Source organism: Nonomuraea sp. NPDC049504, from assembly GCF_040676845.1.
GTDB classification, from domain to species: domain Bacteria; phylum Actinomycetota; class Actinomycetes; order Streptosporangiales; family Streptosporangiaceae; genus Nonomuraea; species Nonomuraea salmonea.
This window is the reverse complement of the sequence record NZ_JBFAPT010000008.1, coordinates 241,990-261,853: the sequence shown is the minus strand read 5'-3', so window position 1 is coordinate 261,853 and position 19,864 is coordinate 241,990. Positions and strand designations below refer to the sequence as shown.

At 73.1% G+C, this 19,864-nt stretch carries 18 protein-coding genes; 7 read left to right on the top strand and 11 right to left on the bottom strand.

Annotated features, from left to right (window positions below):
• Positions 1–4: 4 nt before the first annotated feature.
• Genes AB0K28_RS18080 through AB0K28_RS18065 form a run of 4 tightly spaced genes read right to left on the bottom strand, consistent with a single transcriptional unit; the run spans position 5 to position 4,099 of the window.
• Positions 5–928 carry a carbohydrate ABC transporter permease gene (locus AB0K28_RS18080; protein WP_364371013.1) on the bottom strand — a complete coding sequence of 308 codons (924 nt, stop codon included), beginning with the start codon at positions 926–928 and terminating at the stop codon, positions 5–7.
• The gene (locus AB0K28_RS18075; RefSeq protein WP_345388350.1) at positions 925–1,872 is read right to left on the bottom strand and encodes a sugar ABC transporter permease; all 948 of its coding nucleotides are present in this window, start codon (positions 1,870–1,872) and stop codon (positions 925–927) included. Before AB0K28_RS18075 ends, AB0K28_RS18080 begins: the two co-directional genes overlap by 4 nt.
• Entirely contained in the window at positions 1,869–3,179 is a 1,311-nt protein-coding gene (locus AB0K28_RS18070) for an ABC transporter substrate-binding protein (protein WP_364371010.1), read from the bottom strand. The genes AB0K28_RS18075 and AB0K28_RS18070 overlap by 4 nt, the downstream gene beginning before the upstream one ends.
• Positions 3,176–4,099 carry a PmoA family protein gene (locus tag AB0K28_RS18065; RefSeq protein WP_364371007.1) on the bottom strand — a complete coding sequence of 308 codons (924 nt, stop codon included), beginning with the start codon at positions 4,097–4,099 and terminating at the stop codon, positions 3,176–3,178. Before AB0K28_RS18065 ends, AB0K28_RS18070 begins: the two co-directional genes overlap by 4 nt.
• 261 nt (positions 4,100–4,360) lie before the next feature.
• Between AB0K28_RS18065 and AB0K28_RS18060 the strand changes: the two genes are divergently transcribed.
• The 5 genes from AB0K28_RS18060 to AB0K28_RS18040 all read left to right on the top strand — a co-directional run bounded on the left by AB0K28_RS18060 (position 4,361) and on the right by AB0K28_RS18040 (position 9,317).
• The gene (locus tag AB0K28_RS18060; protein ID WP_364371004.1) at positions 4,361–5,236 is read left to right on the top strand and encodes an AraC family transcriptional regulator; all 876 of its coding nucleotides are present in this window, start codon (positions 4,361–4,363) and stop codon (positions 5,234–5,236) included.
• Between the two features lie 94 nt (positions 5,237–5,330).
• A complete protein-coding gene (locus AB0K28_RS18055; protein WP_345388358.1) occupies positions 5,331–5,861 on the top strand; it encodes a PadR family transcriptional regulator in 531 nt (176 codons plus the stop codon).
• Positions 5,858–6,595, top strand: a complete 738-nt coding sequence (locus AB0K28_RS18050; RefSeq protein WP_345388360.1) for an ABC transporter ATP-binding protein — start codon at positions 5,858–5,860, stop codon at positions 6,593–6,595. The genes AB0K28_RS18055 and AB0K28_RS18050 overlap by 4 nt, the downstream gene beginning before the upstream one ends.
• A 5-nt stretch (positions 6,596–6,600) precedes the next feature.
• A complete protein-coding gene (locus tag AB0K28_RS18045) occupies positions 6,601–8,391 on the top strand; it encodes an FtsX-like permease family protein (protein ID WP_364371000.1) in 1,791 nt (596 codons plus the stop codon).
• Between the two features lie 26 nt (positions 8,392–8,417).
• A complete protein-coding gene (locus AB0K28_RS18040; protein WP_364370997.1) occupies positions 8,418–9,317 on the top strand; it encodes an ADP-ribosylglycohydrolase family protein in 900 nt (299 codons plus the stop codon).
• 105 nt (positions 9,318–9,422) lie between these two features.
• On the opposite strand, the gene AB0K28_RS18035 is transcribed toward AB0K28_RS18040, so the two are convergent.
• The 3 genes from AB0K28_RS18035 to AB0K28_RS18025 all read right to left on the bottom strand — a co-directional run bounded on the left by AB0K28_RS18035 (position 9,423) and on the right by AB0K28_RS18025 (position 11,977).
• Positions 9,423–9,827 carry a spore-associated protein A gene (locus AB0K28_RS18035; protein ID WP_364370994.1) on the bottom strand — a complete coding sequence of 135 codons (405 nt, stop codon included), beginning with the start codon at positions 9,825–9,827 and terminating at the stop codon, positions 9,423–9,425.
• A 154-nt stretch (positions 9,828–9,981) separates the two neighbouring features.
• Positions 9,982–11,091 carry a C45 family peptidase gene (locus AB0K28_RS18030; protein WP_364370991.1) on the bottom strand — a complete coding sequence of 370 codons (1,110 nt, stop codon included), beginning with the start codon at positions 11,089–11,091 and terminating at the stop codon, positions 9,982–9,984.
• Between the two features lie 238 nt (positions 11,092–11,329).
• Positions 11,330–11,977, bottom strand: coding sequence for an NAD(P)H-binding protein (locus AB0K28_RS18025; RefSeq protein ID WP_345388370.1), 648 nt, complete (start codon positions 11,975–11,977; stop codon positions 11,330–11,332).
• Positions 11,978–12,064: 87 nt separating this feature from the next.
• On the opposite strand from AB0K28_RS18025, the gene AB0K28_RS18020 reads away from it, so the two are divergent.
• A complete protein-coding gene (locus AB0K28_RS18020) occupies positions 12,065–12,580 on the top strand; it encodes a helix-turn-helix domain-containing protein (RefSeq protein ID WP_345388372.1) in 516 nt (171 codons plus the stop codon).
• A 76-nt stretch (positions 12,581–12,656) separates the two neighbouring features.
• Here AB0K28_RS18020 and AB0K28_RS18015 read toward each other — a convergent pair whose 3' ends face one another.
• Positions 12,657–15,296, bottom strand: coding sequence for an FtsX-like permease family protein (locus tag AB0K28_RS18015; protein ID WP_364370987.1), 2,640 nt, complete (start codon positions 15,294–15,296; stop codon positions 12,657–12,659).
• The gene (locus AB0K28_RS18010) at positions 15,293–18,271 is read right to left on the bottom strand and encodes an ABC transporter permease (RefSeq protein WP_364370984.1); all 2,979 of its coding nucleotides are present in this window, start codon (positions 18,269–18,271) and stop codon (positions 15,293–15,295) included. The genes AB0K28_RS18015 and AB0K28_RS18010 overlap by 4 nt, the downstream gene beginning before the upstream one ends.
• 194 nt (positions 18,272–18,465) lie before the next feature.
• Here AB0K28_RS18010 and AB0K28_RS18005 point away from each other — a divergent pair, with 194 nt between their 5' ends.
• On the top strand, positions 18,466–18,729 hold the full coding sequence (locus tag AB0K28_RS18005; protein ID WP_364370981.1) for a hypothetical protein: 264 nt from the start codon (positions 18,466–18,468) through the stop codon (positions 18,727–18,729).
• A 65-nt stretch (positions 18,730–18,794) separates the two neighbouring features.
• On the opposite strand, the gene AB0K28_RS18000 is transcribed toward AB0K28_RS18005, so the two are convergent.
• Positions 18,795–19,070, bottom strand: coding sequence for a hypothetical protein (locus AB0K28_RS18000; RefSeq protein ID WP_364370978.1), 276 nt, complete (start codon positions 19,068–19,070; stop codon positions 18,795–18,797).
• A gap of 193 nt (positions 19,071–19,263) precedes the next feature.
• On the bottom strand, positions 19,264–19,833 hold the full coding sequence (locus AB0K28_RS17995; protein ID WP_364370975.1) for a MarR family transcriptional regulator: 570 nt from the start codon (positions 19,831–19,833) through the stop codon (positions 19,264–19,266).
• Positions 19,834–19,864 lie beyond the last annotated feature (31 nt).

Here is a 19,864-nt window from a genome sequence, read left to right as displayed (position 1 = left end):
GCCCTCAGCCCTTCAGCCCGGAGGTGGCCATGCCCTGCACCAGGTAGCGCTGGAACACGAAGAAGAACAGCACGATCGGCAGCACCGAGATCACCGACATGGCGAACATGGGTCCGTACGCCGAGGTGCTGGACTGGTCGACGAAGCTGCGCAGCGCGATGGTGAGCGTGAAGTTCTCCGGCGCGAACAGGTAGATCATCTGGGTGAGGAAGTCGTTCCACGACCAGATGAAGGTGAAGATGGCCGTCGTGATCAGCGCGGGCCGGCTCAGCGGCAGCGTGATCGCCCAGTACGTACGGAACGGCCCGCACCCGTCGATCCTCGCCGACTCCTCCAGCTCGCGCGGCAGCCCGCGCATGAACTGCACGATGAGGAAGACGAAGAACGCCTCGGTGGCGAGGAACTTCGGCAGGATGAGCGGCCAGTACGTGTCCACCAGCCCGAGCCGGTTGAAGATGATGTACTGCGGGATCAGCACGACGTGGTGCGGCAGCATCAGCGTCGCCACCATGAAGCCGAACATCACCTTGCGCATCCTGAACCGCAGCCGGGCGAAGGCGTAGGCGGCCAGCGAGCACGACAGCAGGTTCCCGATCACGCAGCCGCCGGCGATCAGCAGCGTGTTGACGAACAACCGGCTGACCGGCACGCCCGACACGCCCTCCAGGGCGGTCAGGTAGTTCGACCACTCCAGGTGGCTGGGCAGCAGGTCGAGGCTGGTCACCACCTCGTCGGCCGGCTTCACCGAGGTGGCGAGCAGCCAGACCAGCGGATAGAGCAGGATGAGCAGGCTGACGGCGGCGATCACGTGCGGCAGCCCGCGCCGGACGGCCGCGCCCGGCGCGGTGGTCAGGGGCCCGGTGCTCAGGGGCCCGGTGCTCAGGGGCCCGGTGCTCAGGGGCCCGGTGCTCAGGGGCGAGGTGGTCATCGTCCCTCCTCGTCGGCGTAGAAGACCCAGGACCGCGAGGTCCTGAACAGGATCAGGGTGACCACGCCGATGGCGATCAGCAGCAGCCAGGCCATCGCCGCCGCGTAGCCCATGTGGGAGGCGGTGAAGCCGCGTTCGTACAGGTAGAGGGTGTAGAACATGGTGGAGTCCGCCGGGCCGCCCTTGCCGCCGCTGATCGCGAAGGCCGGGGTGAAGACCTGGAACGACTGGATGATCTCCAGCACCAGGTTGAAGAAGACGACGGGCGACAGCATCGGCACGGTGACGGAGACGAACTGCCGCCAGGCGCCGGCGCCGTCGAGGGCGGCGGCCTCGTACAGCTCGGGTGAGATCTGCTGCAGCCCGGCGAGGAAGATCACCATGGGCGCCCCGAACTGCCACACCGCGAGCAGCACCACCGCGAAGACCGCGAGATGCGGGTTCCCGACCCAGCCGCCGGTGTCGATGCCGAACCACTTGAGCACGTCGGTCACCGAGCCGCCGTCGTTGAACAGCGCCCGCCACACCAGCGCGATCGACATGCTCGCCCCGAGCAGCGACGGCGCGTAGAAGGCCGAGCGGTAGAAGCCCCTGCCCCTGGTGAGGTTCTTCAGCAGCAGCGCTGCGCCGAGCGCGAGTGCCAGCTTCAGCGGCACGGCCACGACGACGTACAGCAGGGTCGTGCCGACCGAGCGCCAGTAGCGCGGGTCCTCGAAGAGCATCTCGGCGTAGTTGCGCAGGCCCACCCACTCCGGCGGGTCGAACAGGTCGTAGTCGGTGAACGACAGGTAGAGCGACACCGCCATCGGCAGCAGCGTCAGCAGGCCGGCGCCGATCATCCACGGCGACATGAACACGTAGGCGGGCCACTGCTTGTCGCGCACCCGGCGGGGGCTCTGCGACGGCGTGGTGCGCGCGGGCGCGCGGGTCGTCAGGGTGGTCATGACCGCAGCTCCCTGTTCGCCTCGTCGATGAACTCGCGCGCCGCCTGCCTGGGCGTGGACATCTCGAACATGACGCGCTGGTAGATGCGGCCGAAGGCGGTCTGGACGGCGACGTCGCCGCTCGGCGGGGCGGTCGGTGGCGCGTCCATGCCGTACTTCTCCATGGTCTGCGCGTACCGGTAGGTCTCCAGCTCGGGGCCCTCGAGCGTGGTGGCGACATCCGCGGCGATCAGCCGGTTGGGCGGGGTGGAGCGGGTGAAGCCCTGGGCGGCGCCCGCTCGCCGGTCGTTGAGCAGGAAGTCGATCAGGCGGGCCGCCTCCTCGGGATGCTCGGTGTGCGCGCCGATGCCGAGAAGCATGCTGGGCTTGAAGTACGAGCCCGCGTGCCCGCCGGTCGTCGGCACCGGCGCGAAGCGGATGGAGCCGCCGAGCATCGTCACGTAGCCGGGGAACGGCGCGTCCCAGGTGAAGTCGGCGGCCGTCAGCCGCCTGATCATCGGGCTGGTCTCGGTGCTGCCGGCCTGCGCGGTGTCCTCGGCCGCGGCAATCGCGCCCTCCCTGCGCATCCGGTCGAAGTAGGTCCAGAACTCGGTGAGGTCGTCCTCGGTGAAGGCGATGCGCTTCTGCTCGGCGTAGAGCTGCCCGCCTCTGCTGCGCAGCCACACCTCGAAGATGTCCTCGTTGCCGCCGCCGTCGTTGGCGCCCCTGACCGGGCGGCCGTCGGGCGCCTTCAGGCCGAGTGCGGCGATCGCCTTGTTGGTCTCCTCGAAGTCGTCCCATGTCCAGCTCGGCCGGGGTGCCGGGACGCCTGCTTCGGCGTACAGGGCGGAGTCGTAGGCGTAGCCGGTGATGCCGCGGCCCTGCGGCAGGGCGTACTGGGTGCCTCCGAAGGTGCCGGTGCGCAGGAAACCTTGGTCGAACTCCGACGTCCTGATCGTGCCGTCCTTGATGAACGGGTCCAGCGGCAGGAGGGCGCCGCCGCCCGCGTACTGGGAGATCTGCCGGTAGTCGAGCTGGGCCACGTCCGGGATGCCGCCGCCGGCCGCCTGTGTGGCGAGCTTCTGGACGTACGCGCCGAACTCGGCGTTGGAGGTGCGGACCGTGAGGCCGGGGTTCGCCTGCTCGAAGAGCGTGACCGCCTCCCTGGTACGCGCGGCGCGGTCGTCGTTGCCCCACCAGGTGAAGGTGAGGGTGACGCCCTGCTGCTTCGCCGTCGTACTCGTCGAGGAGCAGCCGGTGAGACCCGCTGCGGCCGCGGCCAGGAAAGTGCGGCGGCTGACGAGCGGCCGGCCGGGCGTCGCGCTCACCAGGCGTGCCCCGCGAGGTGGGCGGCGACCTTGTCGCGGTCCCAGGCGCCGTCGGCGATGACGACACGGTAGGCGCGGCTGAGCGTCTCGCCCGGGTCGAGGACCAGCTCGTCGTGGAACGCCCACGAGGGGGCGACGGCGGCGAACGGGTCGCTGCGGACGAACCAGTGGGCCGGGTGCGTGCCCTTCTCCCCCAGGTGGTCGTTGGAGGGAGCGTGCTCGAAGACGAGCGTGGCGTGGCCGTCGCGGCCGTCGTGCTCGGCGACGTAGGCCAGCCACGGGGCCTGGACGCCCATCAGGTCGCCGCCGTCCGCCTCGGCGGTGAAGACCCGGCCGCCGCGGAACGCCCGCGGCCCGCGCCAGAACAGCCCGGTGTAGCCGGCGGCGGGCCGGCCGTGCGTGGTGGGGCTGCCGAAGCGCAGCGGCTCGTCACGCCGGTTGGTCACCGCCGAGGTCCAGGTCAGCGACCAGCTTCCGGACTCCGGATCCACGTCGCGCACCTCGATGCGGCGCTCCTCCTCGGCCCACAGCTCGCCGCCGTGCGGATGCCAGGTGAGGCGCTCCGCCATGACAGCGCTGTCAACCCGGGCGTGGACGTCGTCGAAAGCGACGTGCGCCATCGAGCCGACCCGCTCGGGCAGCGGCAGGTAGCCCTCGCCGTGCACGTACGTGTTGCCGCCCCACAGGTTCTGGCCCGACAGGTGGGAGGCGGTCAGCTGGAGGCCCTTGTGCCAGCGGTGGTCGTTGGGGCGGTAGTCGGTGACCAGGCCGCCGGACAGCGTCCTGATCGGATGCAGGTAGGGCTTGGGCGCCTCCCATGCCGCCTCCGGCCGGTAGACGTAGGCGCACAGCTCCGTGCCGCTCGCCTCGTGCACCACGGTGATGCGGTCGCCGTGGGCGTGGATCAGTGCCAAGGTCATGCGTGAGTCCTTCTCCTCGCGGATGGCGGCCTGGCGCCCGGTCTGGGGGCGGCGCCGTGGGGGTCGGGGTCGCCGGGGCCGATACCGCCCGCAGGTGGGTAACGGACCGCCCGAAAAGACGATTGTCAACGCGCTGTTCCAACGTTGTAACAGCCGACTTTCCACAAGGTCAACCCTTCTGTAAAAAAGGCGGGACCCTTCGGGAGATAGGGACATACAGGCGGGACGGGCGCGCGAGGCGGCTCGGCGTAGGGTGGAGTGATGGGACTCGACGAGCTGCTCTCCCTGCTCGACCGGCACGTCCGCCCCGACGAGACCACCGCCGTCGACGGCCTGCACATCGCCAGGATCGAGCAGCCCGGCCCGCCCTCGCCCTCCATGTCGGGCACGGTGCTCGCGGTGCTCGCCCAGGGGGCGAAGCGGCTCGTGGTGGGCGACCGGGTGCTCGAATACCGGCCGGGCAGCTACCTGGTGGCCTCCATCGACCTGCCGTGCACCGGCCACTTCGTGGACATCGGCCCCGGCCACCCCGCCGTGGGGCTGGCGCTCGTCCTCGACCCGTCCGCCATCGCCGACCTGCTGCTCCACGCCGACCCGCCGCAGGGGCGGGAGCCCGCGCTGCCCGGCATCGCCGTCGCGTCCATGACGGACGACCTCCTCGACGCCCTGACCCGCCTGGTCCGCCTGCTCGACCGGCCGGGCGACCAGGCCGTGCTGGCGCCCATGGTCAAGCGCGAGATCCTGTGGCGGGTGCTCACCGGCGACCAGGGCGGCACCGTACGCCAGCTCGGCCTGGCCGACAGCAGTCTCAGCCACGTCGCCAGGGCGGTGCGGTGGATCAAGGAGCACTACGCGGAGCCGTTCCGCGTCGAGGACCTGGCCCGTACGGCCGGCATGAGCCCGTCGGCGTTCTACCGGCACTTCCAGACCGTGACCGCGCTCAGCCCCATCCAGTTCCAGAAGCAGCTCCGCCTCCAGCAGGCCCGCCTGCTGCTCGCCGCCCATCCCCGCGACGTCACCGCCGTCGCCCACAGCGTCGGCTACGACAGCGCCTCCCAGTTCAGCCGCGAATACCGCCGCCAGTACGGCCTGCCCCCCAGCCAGGACGCCACCCGCCTCACCGGCCAGCCGATGTGATCTCACCGCGCGTACGACGGCGGCGGTGCGTGCGCCGCTTTGACACTCCCCTTGGGTAACCGCTATCTATTAGCCAACCGTTAGGGGAGCGACCATGCAGGACGCGGTGCTCGCGATGCTCGCCAAGGAGCCGTCGCACGGCTACCAGTTGCACGCCCGGCTGCGCCGCAGCCTGGGCCCGCTCGGCGAGGCGATGAACCGGGGCCAGATCTACGTGACGCTGTCCCGCCTGGAGAAGGCGGGGCTCGTCGTCTGCGAGCGTGCCGACGGCCTGCCCGACCGGCCCGAGCGCAAGGTCTACGCGCTGACGCCGGCCGGGCAGCAGCGGGTGACCGCCTGGCTGAGCGAGGTGGGCTGGCCGAAGCCCGACCTCGCGGAGTTCCATCTCAAGCTGACCGCCGCCGCGGCGGCCCGGCTGGCCGACCCAGTGGAGCTGGTCGCCGCGCAGCGCCGCGAGCTGCTGCGCCGCCTGCGCGAGGCGCAGCAGGCGGCGCTCGCCGAGCCGCCCGGGTCGGGGGCCGGCCTGCTGCTCGAAGGGGTCGTGCTGCGGCTGCAGGCCGACCTGCGCTGGCTCGACGTCTGCGAACGCGCCTGGACACCCGGCGCCGGGACGGAGGACGCATGATCGCGGTGCAGACCCGCGGCCTGGTGAAGACGCACGGCCAAGGGCAGAGCCGGGTACGCGCGGTGGACGAGGTCGACCTGGAGGTGCCCGAGGGGCAGTCGCTGGCCGTGATGGGGCCGAGCGGCTGCGGGAAGTCCACACTCCTGCACCTGCTGGGCGGTCTCGAACGGCCGACCGAGGGCGAGGTGTGGGTGGACGGGCGGCGCATCGACACGCTGAGCGAGCGGGCCCTGGCCCGGCTGCGGCGGCGCTCCGTGGGCTTCGTGTTCCAGGCGTTCCACCTGGTGGAGGAGCTGTCGGCGGCCGAGAACGTCGAACTGCCCGCGCTGCTCGCCGGCCGCTCGCCCCGGCAGGCCAGACGCCGCGCGGCCGGCCTTCTCGAACGGGTCGGCCTCGCAGAACGCGCCCGTCACCTGCCGTCGGAGCTGTCGGGCGGCCAGCGCCAGCGCGTCGCCGTCGCCCGCGCCCTGGTCAACGACCCGCGCGTCGTCCTCGCCGACGAGCCGACGGGCAACCTCGACAGCGCCGCCACCAACGACATCCTGCGCATCTTCGAGGACCTGCGCGGCTCGGGCCAGACGCTGGTGATCGTCACCCACGACGAGCGCGTGGCGGCCACGGCCGACCGGCTGATCACCATGCGCGACGGCATGTTCGTCGGCGACACCGTCATGACCGGCACCGGCGGCCGGTGGCTGGGCGGGCTGGGCGGCCTCATCGGGCTGGAGGGCTGACCGCCGTGAGCTCTCTCGTGCTCGTCGCGCGGCTGGTGCGGGCGGATCTGCGGCGGCATCGCGTTCAGGGGGTGCTGCTCCTGCTGGCGGTGGCGGTGGCCACGGCGACGCTGGCCGTGGGGGTGTCTCTGCCCGGTGTCAGCGACTCCCTCTACGCGCAGACGCGTGCCGCCACCGCTGGGCCCGACGTGGTGGTGCTTTCCGGGGAGTCCGGCCCTGCCGTGGCGCCGGCTCTGGCCTCGTTGACGGAGGATCCGCGGGTCGTCGCGCATCGGGGGCCGTACCGGATCGTCTACGGCGAGCTCAGCGCGCGCGACGGGATCAGGTCCCCCGTCGTGGTGCATGCCATCGACGAGCGGCCCGCCGCCGTCGAGCGGCCGGTGGTGACCTCGGGCGAGTGGGTGCGTCCCGGCGGCCTGGTTCTGGAACGGGGGTTCGCGACCGCGCTGGAAGCCGGGCCCGGTGATCGGGTGACGATCGCCGGGCGGACGTACCCCGTGGTCGGGGTCGCCGTCACGGCGGCCACCTCCATCTACCCGTGGGCGGCGCAGATCGGGCCCGGCGGCGGTCCCAGTGACTACAGCGGGCTGGCCTGGCTGACCACGTCCGACGCGCGGGCTCTGGCGGAGGCTCGCGACCTCAAGGTGACCACCGCCGTGGATCTCAAGCTGCGCGACCCCGCCACCGCCGACACCTTCCGCGACGCCCACCACGAGCTCGACGCCGTGAGGGTGAACTTCCACTCCTGGCGGTTCAAGGCGCAGCAGGACATGGTGATCCTCAGGAACAGCCAGCCGATCCTGGTGCTCGGCGGGTGGCTGCTCGACCTGCTGGCCGTCACCGGCGTGGCCGCGCTGGCCGCCGGGCGGACGGCCGAGCAGACGCGCAGGGCGGGGCTGCTCAAGGCCGTTGGCGCCACGCCCGGCGTGATCGCCACCGTCCTGCTCACCGAGTACCTGGTGCTGGCGGTGGCGGGGAACGTGCTCGGGCTCGTGGCCGCCCGGCTGGCCATGCCGGCCATCGCCAGCCCCACCGCGAGCAGGATCGGCGACGTCACGCTGACCGGCTCGGCCGTGGTCGCGACCGCGGTGCTGGCCGTCGTGGTGGCGGTGCTGTCGACGCTGCGTCCCACGCTGCACGCCCTGCGTACGGCCACCGTCACGGCACTGGGCGCCGGCGTGCGCCGCCCGCGGCACCGGCCCTGGCTGACCGCGCTGTCCACGCTGCTGCCCACGCCGCTCCTGCTCGGGCTGCGGCTGACCGCCCGCAGGCCGGACCGCGCCGTGCTGCAGGCGTGCGCCACCGCCGTCACCGTGATCACGCTGATCGCCCTGCTGGCCCTGCAGGCGCAGCACGACCGCGGCTACGGCCTGAACGGCTCCTCCGCCCTGCCGAACCTGCGCGGCGAGCACGACCGTCAGGTGCTGCTCGCCGTCACCGTGCTGATCGTCGTCCTGGCGGTGGTGAACACGCTGATCCTCACCTGGACCACCGCCATGGACGCCCGCCTGAACCTGGCCATCGCCCAGGCCGTCGGCGCCACCCCCGGGCAGGTGGCCGCCGGGCTGTCCGTCGCCCAGCTCCTGCCCGCGGTGTCGGGCGCGCTCGCCGGCGTGCCGCTGGGCGCGTTCATGAACCTGCTGTTCAGCGCCAGGAACGCCGTGACGCCGCCCGCGTGGGGGTTGTTCGCCGTGGCGGCGGCGGCCGTGGTGGTGACGGCGGCGCTGGTCGCCCTGCCCGCCCGGCTGGCGGCCCGGCGCCCGGTGGCCCCGACGCTCAGCGCCGAGGCGGCGTGATCGTAGCTGTCCCATAATGGGAGGCGATGTCAGGTCAGCTCCTCGCGCGAGCCGCCGCCTCCCTGCACGGACTGGCGCTCGGCGACGCCTTCGGCTCCCAGTTCTTCGTCCCCGCCAACCGTCCCGCGCTCTCCGCACGCCGCCTGCCGCCAGGTCCCTGGCAGTGGACGGACGACACCGAGATGGCGTGCTCGGTCTACCGGGTGCTGGCCGATCGCGGCGGCGTCGACCAGGACGAGCTGGCGTCGGGTTTCGCCACGCGCCACGACTTCGACCGGGGCTACGGCCCGGCGACGAACCGGATGCTCAGGCTGGTGCGCGAAGGCGGCGACTGGCGGGCGCTGGCGGCCGAGCTGTTCGACGGGCAGGGCTCATGGGGCAACGGCGCCGCGATGCGGGTGGCGCCGCTCGGCGCCTGGTTCGCCGGTGACGTGGCGGAGGCGGCCCGCCAGGCGGCCCTGTCGGCGCTGGTCACGCACACCCATCCCGAGGCGGTGGCGGGCGCCGTCGCCGTGGCGGTGGCGGCGGCCGTGACCGCGGCGGAGCCCGCTCTGCCCGCGGGGCTCTTCCTCGACCGGGTCGCGGAGCACGTGCCGCCCGGCATGGTGCGCGACGGCATCGCCGAGGCCAGGCGGCTGCTCACCATCGGCGATCCCGAGCTGGCCGCCCGCATGCTCGGCAACGGGCGGCAGGTCGCGGCGCACGACACGGTGCCGTTCACGCTGTGGGTGGCGGCCCGGCACCGCCACGACTACGAGAGCGCCCTGTGGACGACGGCGGTGGCGGGCGGCGACGTGGACACCACGTGCGCCATCGTCGGCGGCATCGTGGCCGCCGACGCGGCCACGCGCCTGCCGGAGGAGTGGCGGGCCCGCTGCGAGCCCCTGCCCGAGTGGGCCGGCGCCCCGCCACTCGCCGCCCCTTAGGCGACCCGAGTCACTTCAGGCCGAGTCACTTCAGGCCGAGTCACTTCAGGCCGAGTCACTTCAGGCCGGGTCACTTCAGGCCGGGTCACCTTCAGGCGGTGTGGATCACTTGCCGCAGTGGCCGAACTTCGAGGTCCACTGCTTCTTGCCGTAGTCGCCGCCCCACTGGACGCAGTAGCCCCTGGCGTCGATCTTGACGGGCCCGGCGTAGGTGGTGAATTTGCCGCCGTCCACCTTCCACGGCTGGCGCTCGCGGTGGATCAGTGCCTTGAGGTAGACCCGCTTGCTGCTGGGCTTGTTGCGCCACGTGACGACGCAGTTGGTCTTGCCGTTGTAGAGCAGGTAGACGGTGGCGCCGCCCAGGCTGTGCTTGTCGATCACGTGATAGCTGCTGCCGCACGCGGCGATGGGCGACGACGCCGCCTGCGCGGGGGCGCTCGTGAGAAGGGATCCGGCGAGGGCGGCCGCACTGGTGAGCGCGAGCACGCCGGCCCGGTTGAGTCTGCGCATAAGAGCCGTTCCTAACGTCGTCCAGCTGTCGCGCGGTGGCTGCTCGCCGCGCCGCACCGGGCACGAAGATCGCCACACACGTGGTGCGGTGCAACTTATGCACCTTTGCTACCAGTGTCAAACGTAGGTAAAGGACGGTCCCATACGCCACAGGTCACCCTCGGCGGGCGCTGAAGACCAGCTCGTCGGTGTACCGCCCGTCCCCCAGATAGAAGGAGCTCGACAGGGTCCGCTCGGTGGTGTCGAAGACCGTACGCCACAGCGTGCGGAACGGCCCGAACTCGGGCGCGCGCACCGCCTCCAGGCCGTCGCACATGTCGCGCTCCGACATCGTGACGCCCTTGCTGTGCTCGTACAGCGCGCGCAGCCGGCCGTACGTGCCGAGCGTCTCCTCGGTGTCGGCGGGCAGCGCCATCGGGTCGGGGTGGCGGTGCAACTGGTGGTTGGTGACGCACAGCGGCCCGTCGCCGACCTCCACGATGTGCTCGGTGCCGTTCGCGCCGCGCTCCCACACGAAGGCGCCGCCGTGCGCGTCGGAGACCAGGTAGTGCAGCGGCGCGCCGTGGTCGTACTGCTTGGCGCAGAGCAGCGCCTGCTTGGCCTGCTCCACGGTCGCGCAGGTGTCGATCAGGAACCGGGGCAGCTGCAGGCTGCTCAGGCCGACCTGCGGGGTGGTGTCCTGCGGCGGCTCGGTGTTCTCGATGTCGGCGATCAGCAGCGTCACCGCCAGCCCCGCCTCGTTGATGCCGTCCATGCAGCCGTCGAGGTCCGACATGGTGATCACGGTGGAGGCGAGGCCGTCGTCCGGGATCGTGGTGATCACGTACGGGCGGGCGGCCATCGGCAGCTCGTCCGGCCCCGGTGCGCCGCCGTTGAACTCACTCGCGGTCAGGGTGAAGAAGTCGTAGTTACGGGCCATCCTGCCGTGACCGTCCGCCGACGCCGACGGCGGCACCCACAGGGCCGAGCAGGCGGAGCCGGTCGGGACGTAGCCGAGCCCGTCCAGGGCCAGCTCGTCCTGGTCGGGGTCCAGGCCGAGCGCCTCGGCCGCGCCGTCCATCCTGGCGTGGTGCTGCGGCCAGTGCCGCTCGAACCAGGTCCGCCTGGCCCGGTTCACCGTGGGGTCCACCGGACGGGGCCGCCAGCCGAGCCGCAACGCCTCGTCGGTGAGCCGCCTGCCGATCCCGATCTGCCCGCCCCGTACGGTCATGTGACGCACGAGCTGGAAGTCCTGCCTGCCGCCCGCGACTTGAGTGATGTTCATGCCCCCGACCCTCCCGCCCCCCACTGACCGCCCCCTGACCCCCCACTGACCACCCACTGGCAGGGAACCCGCCGTTGCCTGGATGAGGCGACCAATCAGACCCGCGAGGGAGCCGCCGGCGCCTGGAGGAGCGGCGGGAGCGCAGCGACCAGAGCGGGGGCAGGCGACGGCATCAAGGGCGACCGAGCCGGCCGCACGCAGTGCGGCCAGTTAGACACAACGGCCAATTAGACCCGCGTTACGCGGCCAGGTTGACCTGGGTTCTGTGGTGGTCGGACTGTTCGATGAGGTCGACGAAGCCGAGGGCGTAGTCGGCGGCGGAGATCGCGCCGCCGTCCTCCGGCTGGACGGCGACGTCGTCGCCGAGCCGGTAGCGGCCGAGTCGTTCGGCGGGCATGTGGGCGCCGAATCTGAGTGCCGGGCTGACGAAGACCCAGTCCAGGGTCGGGGGCGTGGCCGGCAGGTCCTCGATGATGAGGGCGGCTCCGGCGCGGATCTCGTCGTGGAGCTCCGCGGGGATGTGGCTGAGATCGGTGACGAAACGGTCCGCCCCCGGCGCGGGGCGCAGCGACGAGAACCCGCCGACGACGTACAGGGCGGCGCCGGCGGTGTCGGCCAGGCGGGCGAGGGTGCGGTTGACGTCGCGGAAGGCGCCGGCCAGCGGCCCGCGCGGGGCGAGGGCGGCCACGACGACGTCGGCGCCCTTGACGGCCGCCGCCAGCGTCGCCTCGTCCGTCGCGTCGCCCTGAACGTAGTGGACGTCAGGAACCGGTGCGGCGGGGAGTGAGCGGCTGAGCGCGGTGACCTGGTGGCCGCGCGCGGCGGCCTCGGCGACGATGGCCGACCCGGCGTAGCCGGTGCCGCCGACGACGGTGATACGGGACATGAGATGCCTTTCTCCAGGGGGATGGCGCCGGAGGAGGCGCTGCGATTACCGTACGAGTGCAGCTCTCCAACGGGAAGAAGGCACTTTGTGGTAACCACCTCATCCGAGACGGTGCTGCACGGCAGCCCGTACCGCGCCGACTGCCCGACGCGCCACATCCTCGACCGCATCGGAGACCGCTGGACGGTGCTCATCGTGGGCGCACTCCAGGACGGCAGCGCCCGCTTCTCGGAGCTCCGCCGGCGCATCGAGGGCATCTCGCAGAAGATGCTCACCCAGACGCTGCGCGGGCTCGAACGGGACGGGCTCGTGCGGCGGACCGTGTACGCGGAGGTGCCGGTCCGCGTCGAGTACGCGCTCACCGAGGCGGGCCGCACCCTGGGCGAGCCGCTGCGCGCGCTCCAGGAATGGGCGGTCACGCACCTCGGCGACGTGTCGGCGTCCCAGCAGGCCTACGACCGCGCCCAGGAGGCCCCAGCTCAGGCCGGCGCAGCTCACGCCCAGCAGGCCCCAACCGGCGCAGCTCACGCCCAGCGGGCTCGAGCCGGCGGAGCGCATGACGTTCCGCAGGAGGTTCGCGACCGCGACCGCCGCACCCCTTGATGCCCGGTCAGACCGCGACCGCACGCCGGCGAGCCACGTCGGTCCGCGCCCGTGGCCGCGTCCCCCTCGAGTCCGGTCAGTCGGTGCCGACGCGGAGTGCGGCGTCGAGTTCGCGGCGGCGGGTCATGGCGGTGTGGGCGTACGCCCCCGCCACCGCGCACAGCGCCAGCCCCGCCGCCAGCGCCACGGGTGTGAGCAGGCCAGGGGTGTGGTCGGCGACGGGCAGACCGCCGGCGAACACCGACACGTCAACACCGGGGCCGAGCGCGGCGGGCAGCCCCATGCCCAGGGCCACGCCCACGGGCGCGGTGATGACGACGACGGGCAGCAGCTCCAGCAGGGTCAGCCGTCTGGCCTGCCGGTCGGACAGCCCGAGCGTGCGCAGCAGCGACACCGTCCGCGCCCGCCCCTCGGCCCCGGCGACGAGCGACAGCACGATCGCGGCCAGCGCGTACGCCCCCAGCGCCACCGTCACCACGGCCATCGTCGTCCGGACGGTCCCGGTCAGCGGATCGGCCTGGATGGCCCGCAGCGCCGCCTCCTGCGTCTCGATGGTGGCCGACGGGACGAGCCGGGCCAGTTCGGCGGGGCTGATGTCGCCCTTGATGAGCAGGGTGTCGGCCGCGTGCCAGGGCAGCACCTCCCACGGCACGAGGAGGAACTGTCCGCTGGAGTAGAACCCGGGCACGGCGTCGATGACGCCCTCGGCGTTCAGGCGTACGGGTGAAAGCCAGGTGAGGTCGAAGGCGCCGCGCGGGCCGAGCGCGGGCGAGACCAGCGCGGACGTGCCGGCTGACGTGCCGGCTGACGTGCCGGCTGACGTGCCGGCTGACGTGCCGGCTGACGTGCCGGCTGACAGGGCGGGCAGGCTGATCGGGGCGCCCTCGTTCACCCGCCGCCACTGGGCGAGGTCCACGGCGACGACGTACGGCTGTTCGCCGGTGCCCGTGATCTGCGCGCGGCCGGTCATGGCGGGGGCCACCCGCTCGACGCCGGGCGCGGTGCGTACTCGCTGGATCGTCTCGGGCGTGAGGCCGGCCGCGGTGAGCTTGATGGGCGCGCCCACCTTCTGCCAGGACGCGATCTGCTGGGTGGTGGTGATCCCGTCGTGGATCACCGCGGCGAACACCGACAGGCTCAGCGCGGGCAGCAGGATCAGCACCGGCAGCGCCCCCGTGGCGCGCTGCCTGGCCGCCCTGGCCAGCCCCAGGAACGGCACGGCGGCCCGCCCGCGCGCGGCCAGCCGGACGAGCAGCCGCAGCGGGTAGGGGTGGCAGCGCAGGGTGATCAGCGCGGCGGCGAGCGTCAGCGCGACGGGGATCACCAGTAGGTACGGATCCTGCTGCGCGGTCCCCGGCACCCCTCTGGCCCGCAGCAGGTACGCCCCCGCCAGCGCGAGCACGACGACCAGCGCCTCCATCGTGACGCGCCGCGCGGACGGCCGGACCGCGGCCAGGTCGCCGCGCCGCTCGCGCAGCGGGGTGCGGTGGGCGAGCGCCACGCGCGTCCCGGCGAAGGCCACGGTGACGACGACCACGGCCAAGGGCCCGATGTGCACGATCGGCGGCGCGGGACCCGGCAGCAGGTACGCCAGTGCGTACCCGGCGAGCGCGGCGGGCCCCGTCGTGAGCGCGGTCAGCGCGGTCCCCGCGGCCACCACCTGCCCCAGCGCGGCGCCGCGCGCCCGTGCCAGGGCGAGCGTGCGTTCCATGCGGTCGGTCAGCAGCCGCGCGGCGAGCGCGATGACGCCGAGCGCGACCGCGAACAGCCCGCCGAGCACGAGGTACAGGACGGTCTGGGCGGCGGCGAGCGCGGTCAGGAAGGCGGTGACGAGCTGGGGCAGCCCGGTGGCCAGGCGGTAGCTGATGAGGCCGGTGCCCTGGACGTCCACCTGCCGGCGGAACTCGGCGACCGCGGCGGGGACGCCGGGCGCGGACAGGGCGTTCGCGGCGCGCGGGTCGAGCGGGAACACCCAGCGGTAGGTGAGGTTGCGGGTGGGGTCGGCCAGCGCGGCCAGCCCGGCGTCCGCCATGAGCGTGGTGGTGTGCAGCTCTTCCGGCCCGTCGGCGGGCACGGCGTGGGTGACGTGCAGGACGTCGGCGTCGTGGCCCCAGGCGCGGTCGGCCGGGTCCTTGGCGCGGAAGACGCCGACGATGCGCACGGCCGTGTGCACGCTCTCGCCGAGCAGCCTGGTCTCGCCGACGCGCAGCCCCATCCGGGACTCGGCCTCCTCGACGACGCCCACCTCGATGACGGGGATCGTGCTTCCCGCGTACCGCATGGTGGTGGGCGCGCCCGGGGCACGGCCGCGCACCCAGTTCACGCGCCGGACGGCGTCGGAGAGCCAGCCGAGGTTGACGAACTCGCGGATCGGGCCCTTCCCATCGGCGGGCGTGCGGAAGGTCTTGGCGCTGATGTGGCCGCCCGGCCCGGTCAGGGGGCGCAGCGCGGCCGGCACGAGTGCGCGCCAGCGCCGCGCCGCGTACGCGAACTCGGCGCGCGAGTGCAGCTCGCCGGGTTGCTGCGCCGGGGCGCCGGTGACGGTCAGATCGGCGGCCGTCACGTCGGCCCCGGCCAGCGACCTGCGCAGCGCCTCGTCGTACGACGCCTGCATGGTCCGCGGCAGCCCGGAGACCAGCAGGCAGGCGACCGCCGTCAGCACGGCGAGCAGCGCGACGGTGCCCGCGTGCGTGCGGACGCCCAGGGGGATCCTCACCGTTCCTCCAAGCTCTGTCCCCGCCACATGCGCCTGGCCAGCCCCGCGACGATCACCGCGAGCACCGCCGTCACCACCGCCAGCAGCACCGCCACGGACGCCCAAGGAAACCGGAACAGCACGTCGGGCACCACCGCCGCCGCCTGCCCGCTCAGCACGATCCGCGGCACCACCAGGCCGCCGACGGCGACGGCGAGCCCGGTGCCGGACGCGAGCGACAACCCGATGACGAACGCCTGCTCGGTGGCGAGCAGCCCGGCCATCTGCCGGAGCCCGGTGCCGAGCGCCCGCAGCACGGCGAACTCGGCCCGCCGCTCCCGCGCGGCGGCCACCGCGTTCACCAGGAAGCCGAGCACCGCGAAGCCGAGCGCCGCCGCGAACCCCAGCGTCAGCCCGCCGCGCAGCGCGCCGGCCAGCGGGTCGTCGCGCAGCTTCGCCGCCAGCTCGTGCCGGTCCACCGCGGTGACGTCCCATTGCGGGTTGCGGCGCAGCACCTGCCTGGCGGGCGCCGAGTCGGGGGTGGCGAGCCACCATTCGGTGGCGGGCCTGGACGGCTGCGCGGCGGCCAGCTCGTACGCGTGCAGCGACTCCCAGTCGGCCAGCACGGCCTCCTGCCCGGCGTCGCTGGTGGGCAGGCTCGTCACGATGCCCACGACCTCGATCCGCACGACCAGTCCGGAGAAGCGCACCTCCCCGGACCGCCCCGTGGCCAGCTTGAGCGCGGCGGCGAGGCCGGACGTGAGCACCACGGGCAGCGGCCTGCGCGCGGTGCCGAGCGCCCCGCTCACCGGGACGTCACCGCCGTCCGCGCTCAGCCCGGTCAGCCGCGGGTCCCCCGCCCCCGCGAGGCCGCGCACGGACAGCGGATAGGTGATCGTGCCGGAGCGGCCCGCGAGCGACGCCAGGTCGAGTTCGACCGTGTTGGCGCCTTCTCGCAGCTCGCCGAGCGGCAGGTCGTGCCAGACGCCGAGCGCGTCGGACAGCACCAGCCTGCCGGGACCGGCGGCGCGCGCGTCGGCCCGCACGGTGAGGGCGCGCGGCCTGCCGGGCAGCTCCAGCCGGCCGCCCCGATCACCCGTGAGCGCGGCGGCGAGCTGCGGGACGGTCCTCGCCGACAGGTCGGGACGCAGGTGGAGCAGCTCGGGCAGCCGGCCCGCGTCCAGCGCGAGCAGCAGCGCGCTCTCGCCGCCCACCTCGGTCTGCGCGCGGAAGGCCGGCGAGGCGGCGGTGACACCGGGCAGCGCCGCGAACGCCGTCCCCCGCCCGAGCACCCCCAGCTCAGGGCCCTCGGAGGGCCCGCGCAGCCGCAGGTCGGCGCCCGCCTGGTGGTCGGCCTGGTCGCGGTGCGAGGTCTGCCAGGTGGCGGTGGTGGCCAGGGAGATGGCGCCGATCGCGATGGCCAGGGTCAGCAGCAGCGCGGGGCCCGCGTACCTGAGCGGCCGCCTGCTCACCTGCCAGGCGCCCAGCGCGGGCGCGAGGCCGGCGCGGCGCGCGGTGACCCGCTCGGCCAGCCGCGACACGCGCGGCACGAGCCGCAGCCCCAGCAGCCCGCCCGCGAGCAGGGCCAGGGCGGGGCCCGTGATGATCAGCGGGTCGATGCCGAGCCCGCCCGCCGCCGTCGCGGTGACCGGGCCGCCGTAGCGCTGCAGCTGCCAGATCGCCAGCCCGGCCGCCGCCAGCAGCGCCAGGTCGCCGCCCGCGCCGTGGATCAGCGCGCGCCGCAGGCCACGGCCGCGCGCCGACTGCTCCTGCACGTACGTGCGCCGCCCGCCCGCCACGGCCGGCAGCGCCAGCAGCACGGCCGCGGCCAGCGCCACCCCGAACGAGACGAGGTACGCCCCCGCGTCCGGCTCAGGCCGCACCGAAGTCCCGGACAGCAGGCCGATCAGCGCGATGAGCGGCGGCCCGAGCAGCGGCGCGACCACCGCGCACGGCAGCGCGATCAGCAGGGCCTCGCCGCCCGCCAGCGCCACCAGCCGGCCCGTGCCCGCGCCGCGCGAGCGCAGCAGCGCCGTCTCCATGCGGCGGTGGTCGGTCAGCAGCCGCGCGGTCAGCACCAGCGCGTAGCCGGCCAGCAGGATGAGCTGCAGCATCGAGATCAGCAGCACCGAGCGGGTCACCAGGGACGCGCTGTCGAGCTGGGTGAGCAGCGCGGGCAGCTCGGTGGCGGTCAGGCAGGTGACGCAGCCCGCCGCCGGCAGCCCGCGGCTCAGCCCGCCGACGGCCGCCGCCAGCGGGCGCAGCCGCTCGGCGGTCAGCGTGCCGAAGCCGGGCTCGGCCGCCCAGACGGCCCTGACGCGGGTGGCGAAGCCGGCGACGAAGGTCTCGGGGGTCACGGTGAGGGGCCCGTACGTGGTGTACTCGCCGCGCTCCACGCCCCGGCTCAGCAGCTCCTCGCCGGCCCAGCGCTCGCCCAGCGGGTCGTCGAGCCGGAAGACGCCGACGACGCGGACTTCGACCGGGTGGCCGTCGCCGCGCGCCCTGGTGACGAACTCCTCACCGGCCTCGAACCCGGTGGCCGTGGCCGCCGGCTCCGAGATCGCCGCCTCCACCGTGTCCTCCCCGGCCTGGGGCCACCTGCCGGCGACCAGGGTGGCGTGCCGGTCGAGCCCGTCGTGGCTGCCGAAGCGCAGCAGGCCGGGCAGCTCCTCGTCGTCCTCGCCCGGCATGACGTACGAGTCGGAGCGCAGGCTGGTGGTGACGTCGGGCGGCGCTCCGAAGGTCTCGGTCAGCCGGTCGCGGACCAGGCGGTCGTACTGGGGGAAGGTCGTGGCGTCGACCTGGGCGGTGACGGTGACGCTCGTCTGGCGGTGGGGGGCGTCCCGCACCGCCTCGCGCACGCCCGCGCCGGAGACGGCGGCGGCGTACATGGTCATCGCCACCAGCGTGGTCGTTGCCAGGAGGATCGCCCCGAACGCGCCGAGCAGGAGCAACGGCTCGTCCAGGGCCCGCTTCACGACCAGCGGCGCCCGCATTCCCGCCTCTCCTTCCCCCGATCCTTCTCGACCTTCGGACGCGGGCGCGACCGGCGGCAAGAGCGATCGGCCAGCCGATACGGGAAGGTGATCAGGCGAAGTGCTGTCCGAAATCCAGCGTTGACAGATCTCCGTGAAGATCCGTAGCGTGTCCTGAAAAGCCGAATAATCGGTTTCCCGCGGAAAGGAAAAGCGTGCGACGTAGACTGGCGCGAGCAACCTCGACGCTTATGGCGGCGGCAGCCCTGGCAGCCGGAACAACCTTCCTCTCAGCCGCTCCAGCGGCGGCTGGAACGACGTGGCAGGCGCAGGCCGCGGCCGGCTGGTCACCGTACAAGAATTACGCGACCCACGCCGCGTGCGCCCGCGAGGGCGGCGAACTCCTGAACGCCGGAATCATCAAGGACTGGGACTGCTCATGGGACAGCCCTTATTGGCTGCTGAGCGTCTACCGCTGAGAGAATGAAACCCGGTCAGGGCGGCGGAGCACCTTTCGCCGCCCTGACCGGGACCTTTTCCGCACCTATTCGATGCGTACGCGCAGAATGAAGTAAGGGCTGTCCCAATCGCACTTGTAGGCGATGACGACGCCGCCGCCGAGCATTTCCCTGCCCTGCTGCCGGCAGGCCTCGTAGTCGAGGTAGTTCTTGTAGTCCACCCATACGGCCGGCGGGGCCGCGACATTCGATGCACGGGTGGTTTCCGCTTGTGCGGAGGTGGTTGCGAGGAAGGTGCCTCCCGCCGTCAGGAATCCTGTCGTGAGGAGGATCGAAGCGACTTTCGCCAGTCTGCGTCGCACACTTTTCCTTTCCGCAAGGCGTTCAAGAGCGCCCTAAATTTCGGCCTTTACCCGACACGTTACGGATCTTGCCCGAAGGGTGTCAATACCGAAATGTCGCCATAACGGGCGACCGCAAGTGACCCCTGACCACTCCTCGCACGGGGCGCAGGTCAGCGGGGGGCCGCGGCGCTGAGCGGGGGGGCCGCGGCGTTCAGCGGGGGGCAGTGGCGCCCGGGGAAGAACTGGCGTCCGGCGAAGGAGCGGCACCCGGCGAAGGAGCGGCGCCCGGCGAAGAAGTGACGTCCGGCGAAGAAGTGGCGGCGCGTTCCGCCACGCCGCGCAGCAATTCGACGAGCAGCCCGCGCTCGGCCTCCGGCAGCGGCCCGAAGAGGTGGCCGCCGATCCGGTCGGTGGCCTGCCGCGCCGCCGCGAGCGTCTGCTCGCCCTGGGGCGTCAGCACGATGCAGTAGGCCCGCCGGTCCTGCGGCGCCCGCTCGCGGGCGACCAGCCCACGAGCCTCCAGCTCGTCGATGAGCCGGACCATCGCGGACTTGTCGATGCGCAGGCGGTCGATGAGATCACGCTGGCTGACCGGGCCGTACATCGGGAGCGCGAGCAGCACGGCGAACGTGCGGACATTGAGGCCCAGCGGGCGCAGCGCCTGGTTGAGCCGCTCCCGGCTCTGGTTGTGCACCTCGGCCAGCAACATCCCGAGCCCCACATGGTCGGCGGCGGGGCCGCCCTCTCCGGCCAGGAAGCGCTCGAGCAGATCTTGGAGCATGCGCCCACTGTAGTCCCATCCGATATAGTCT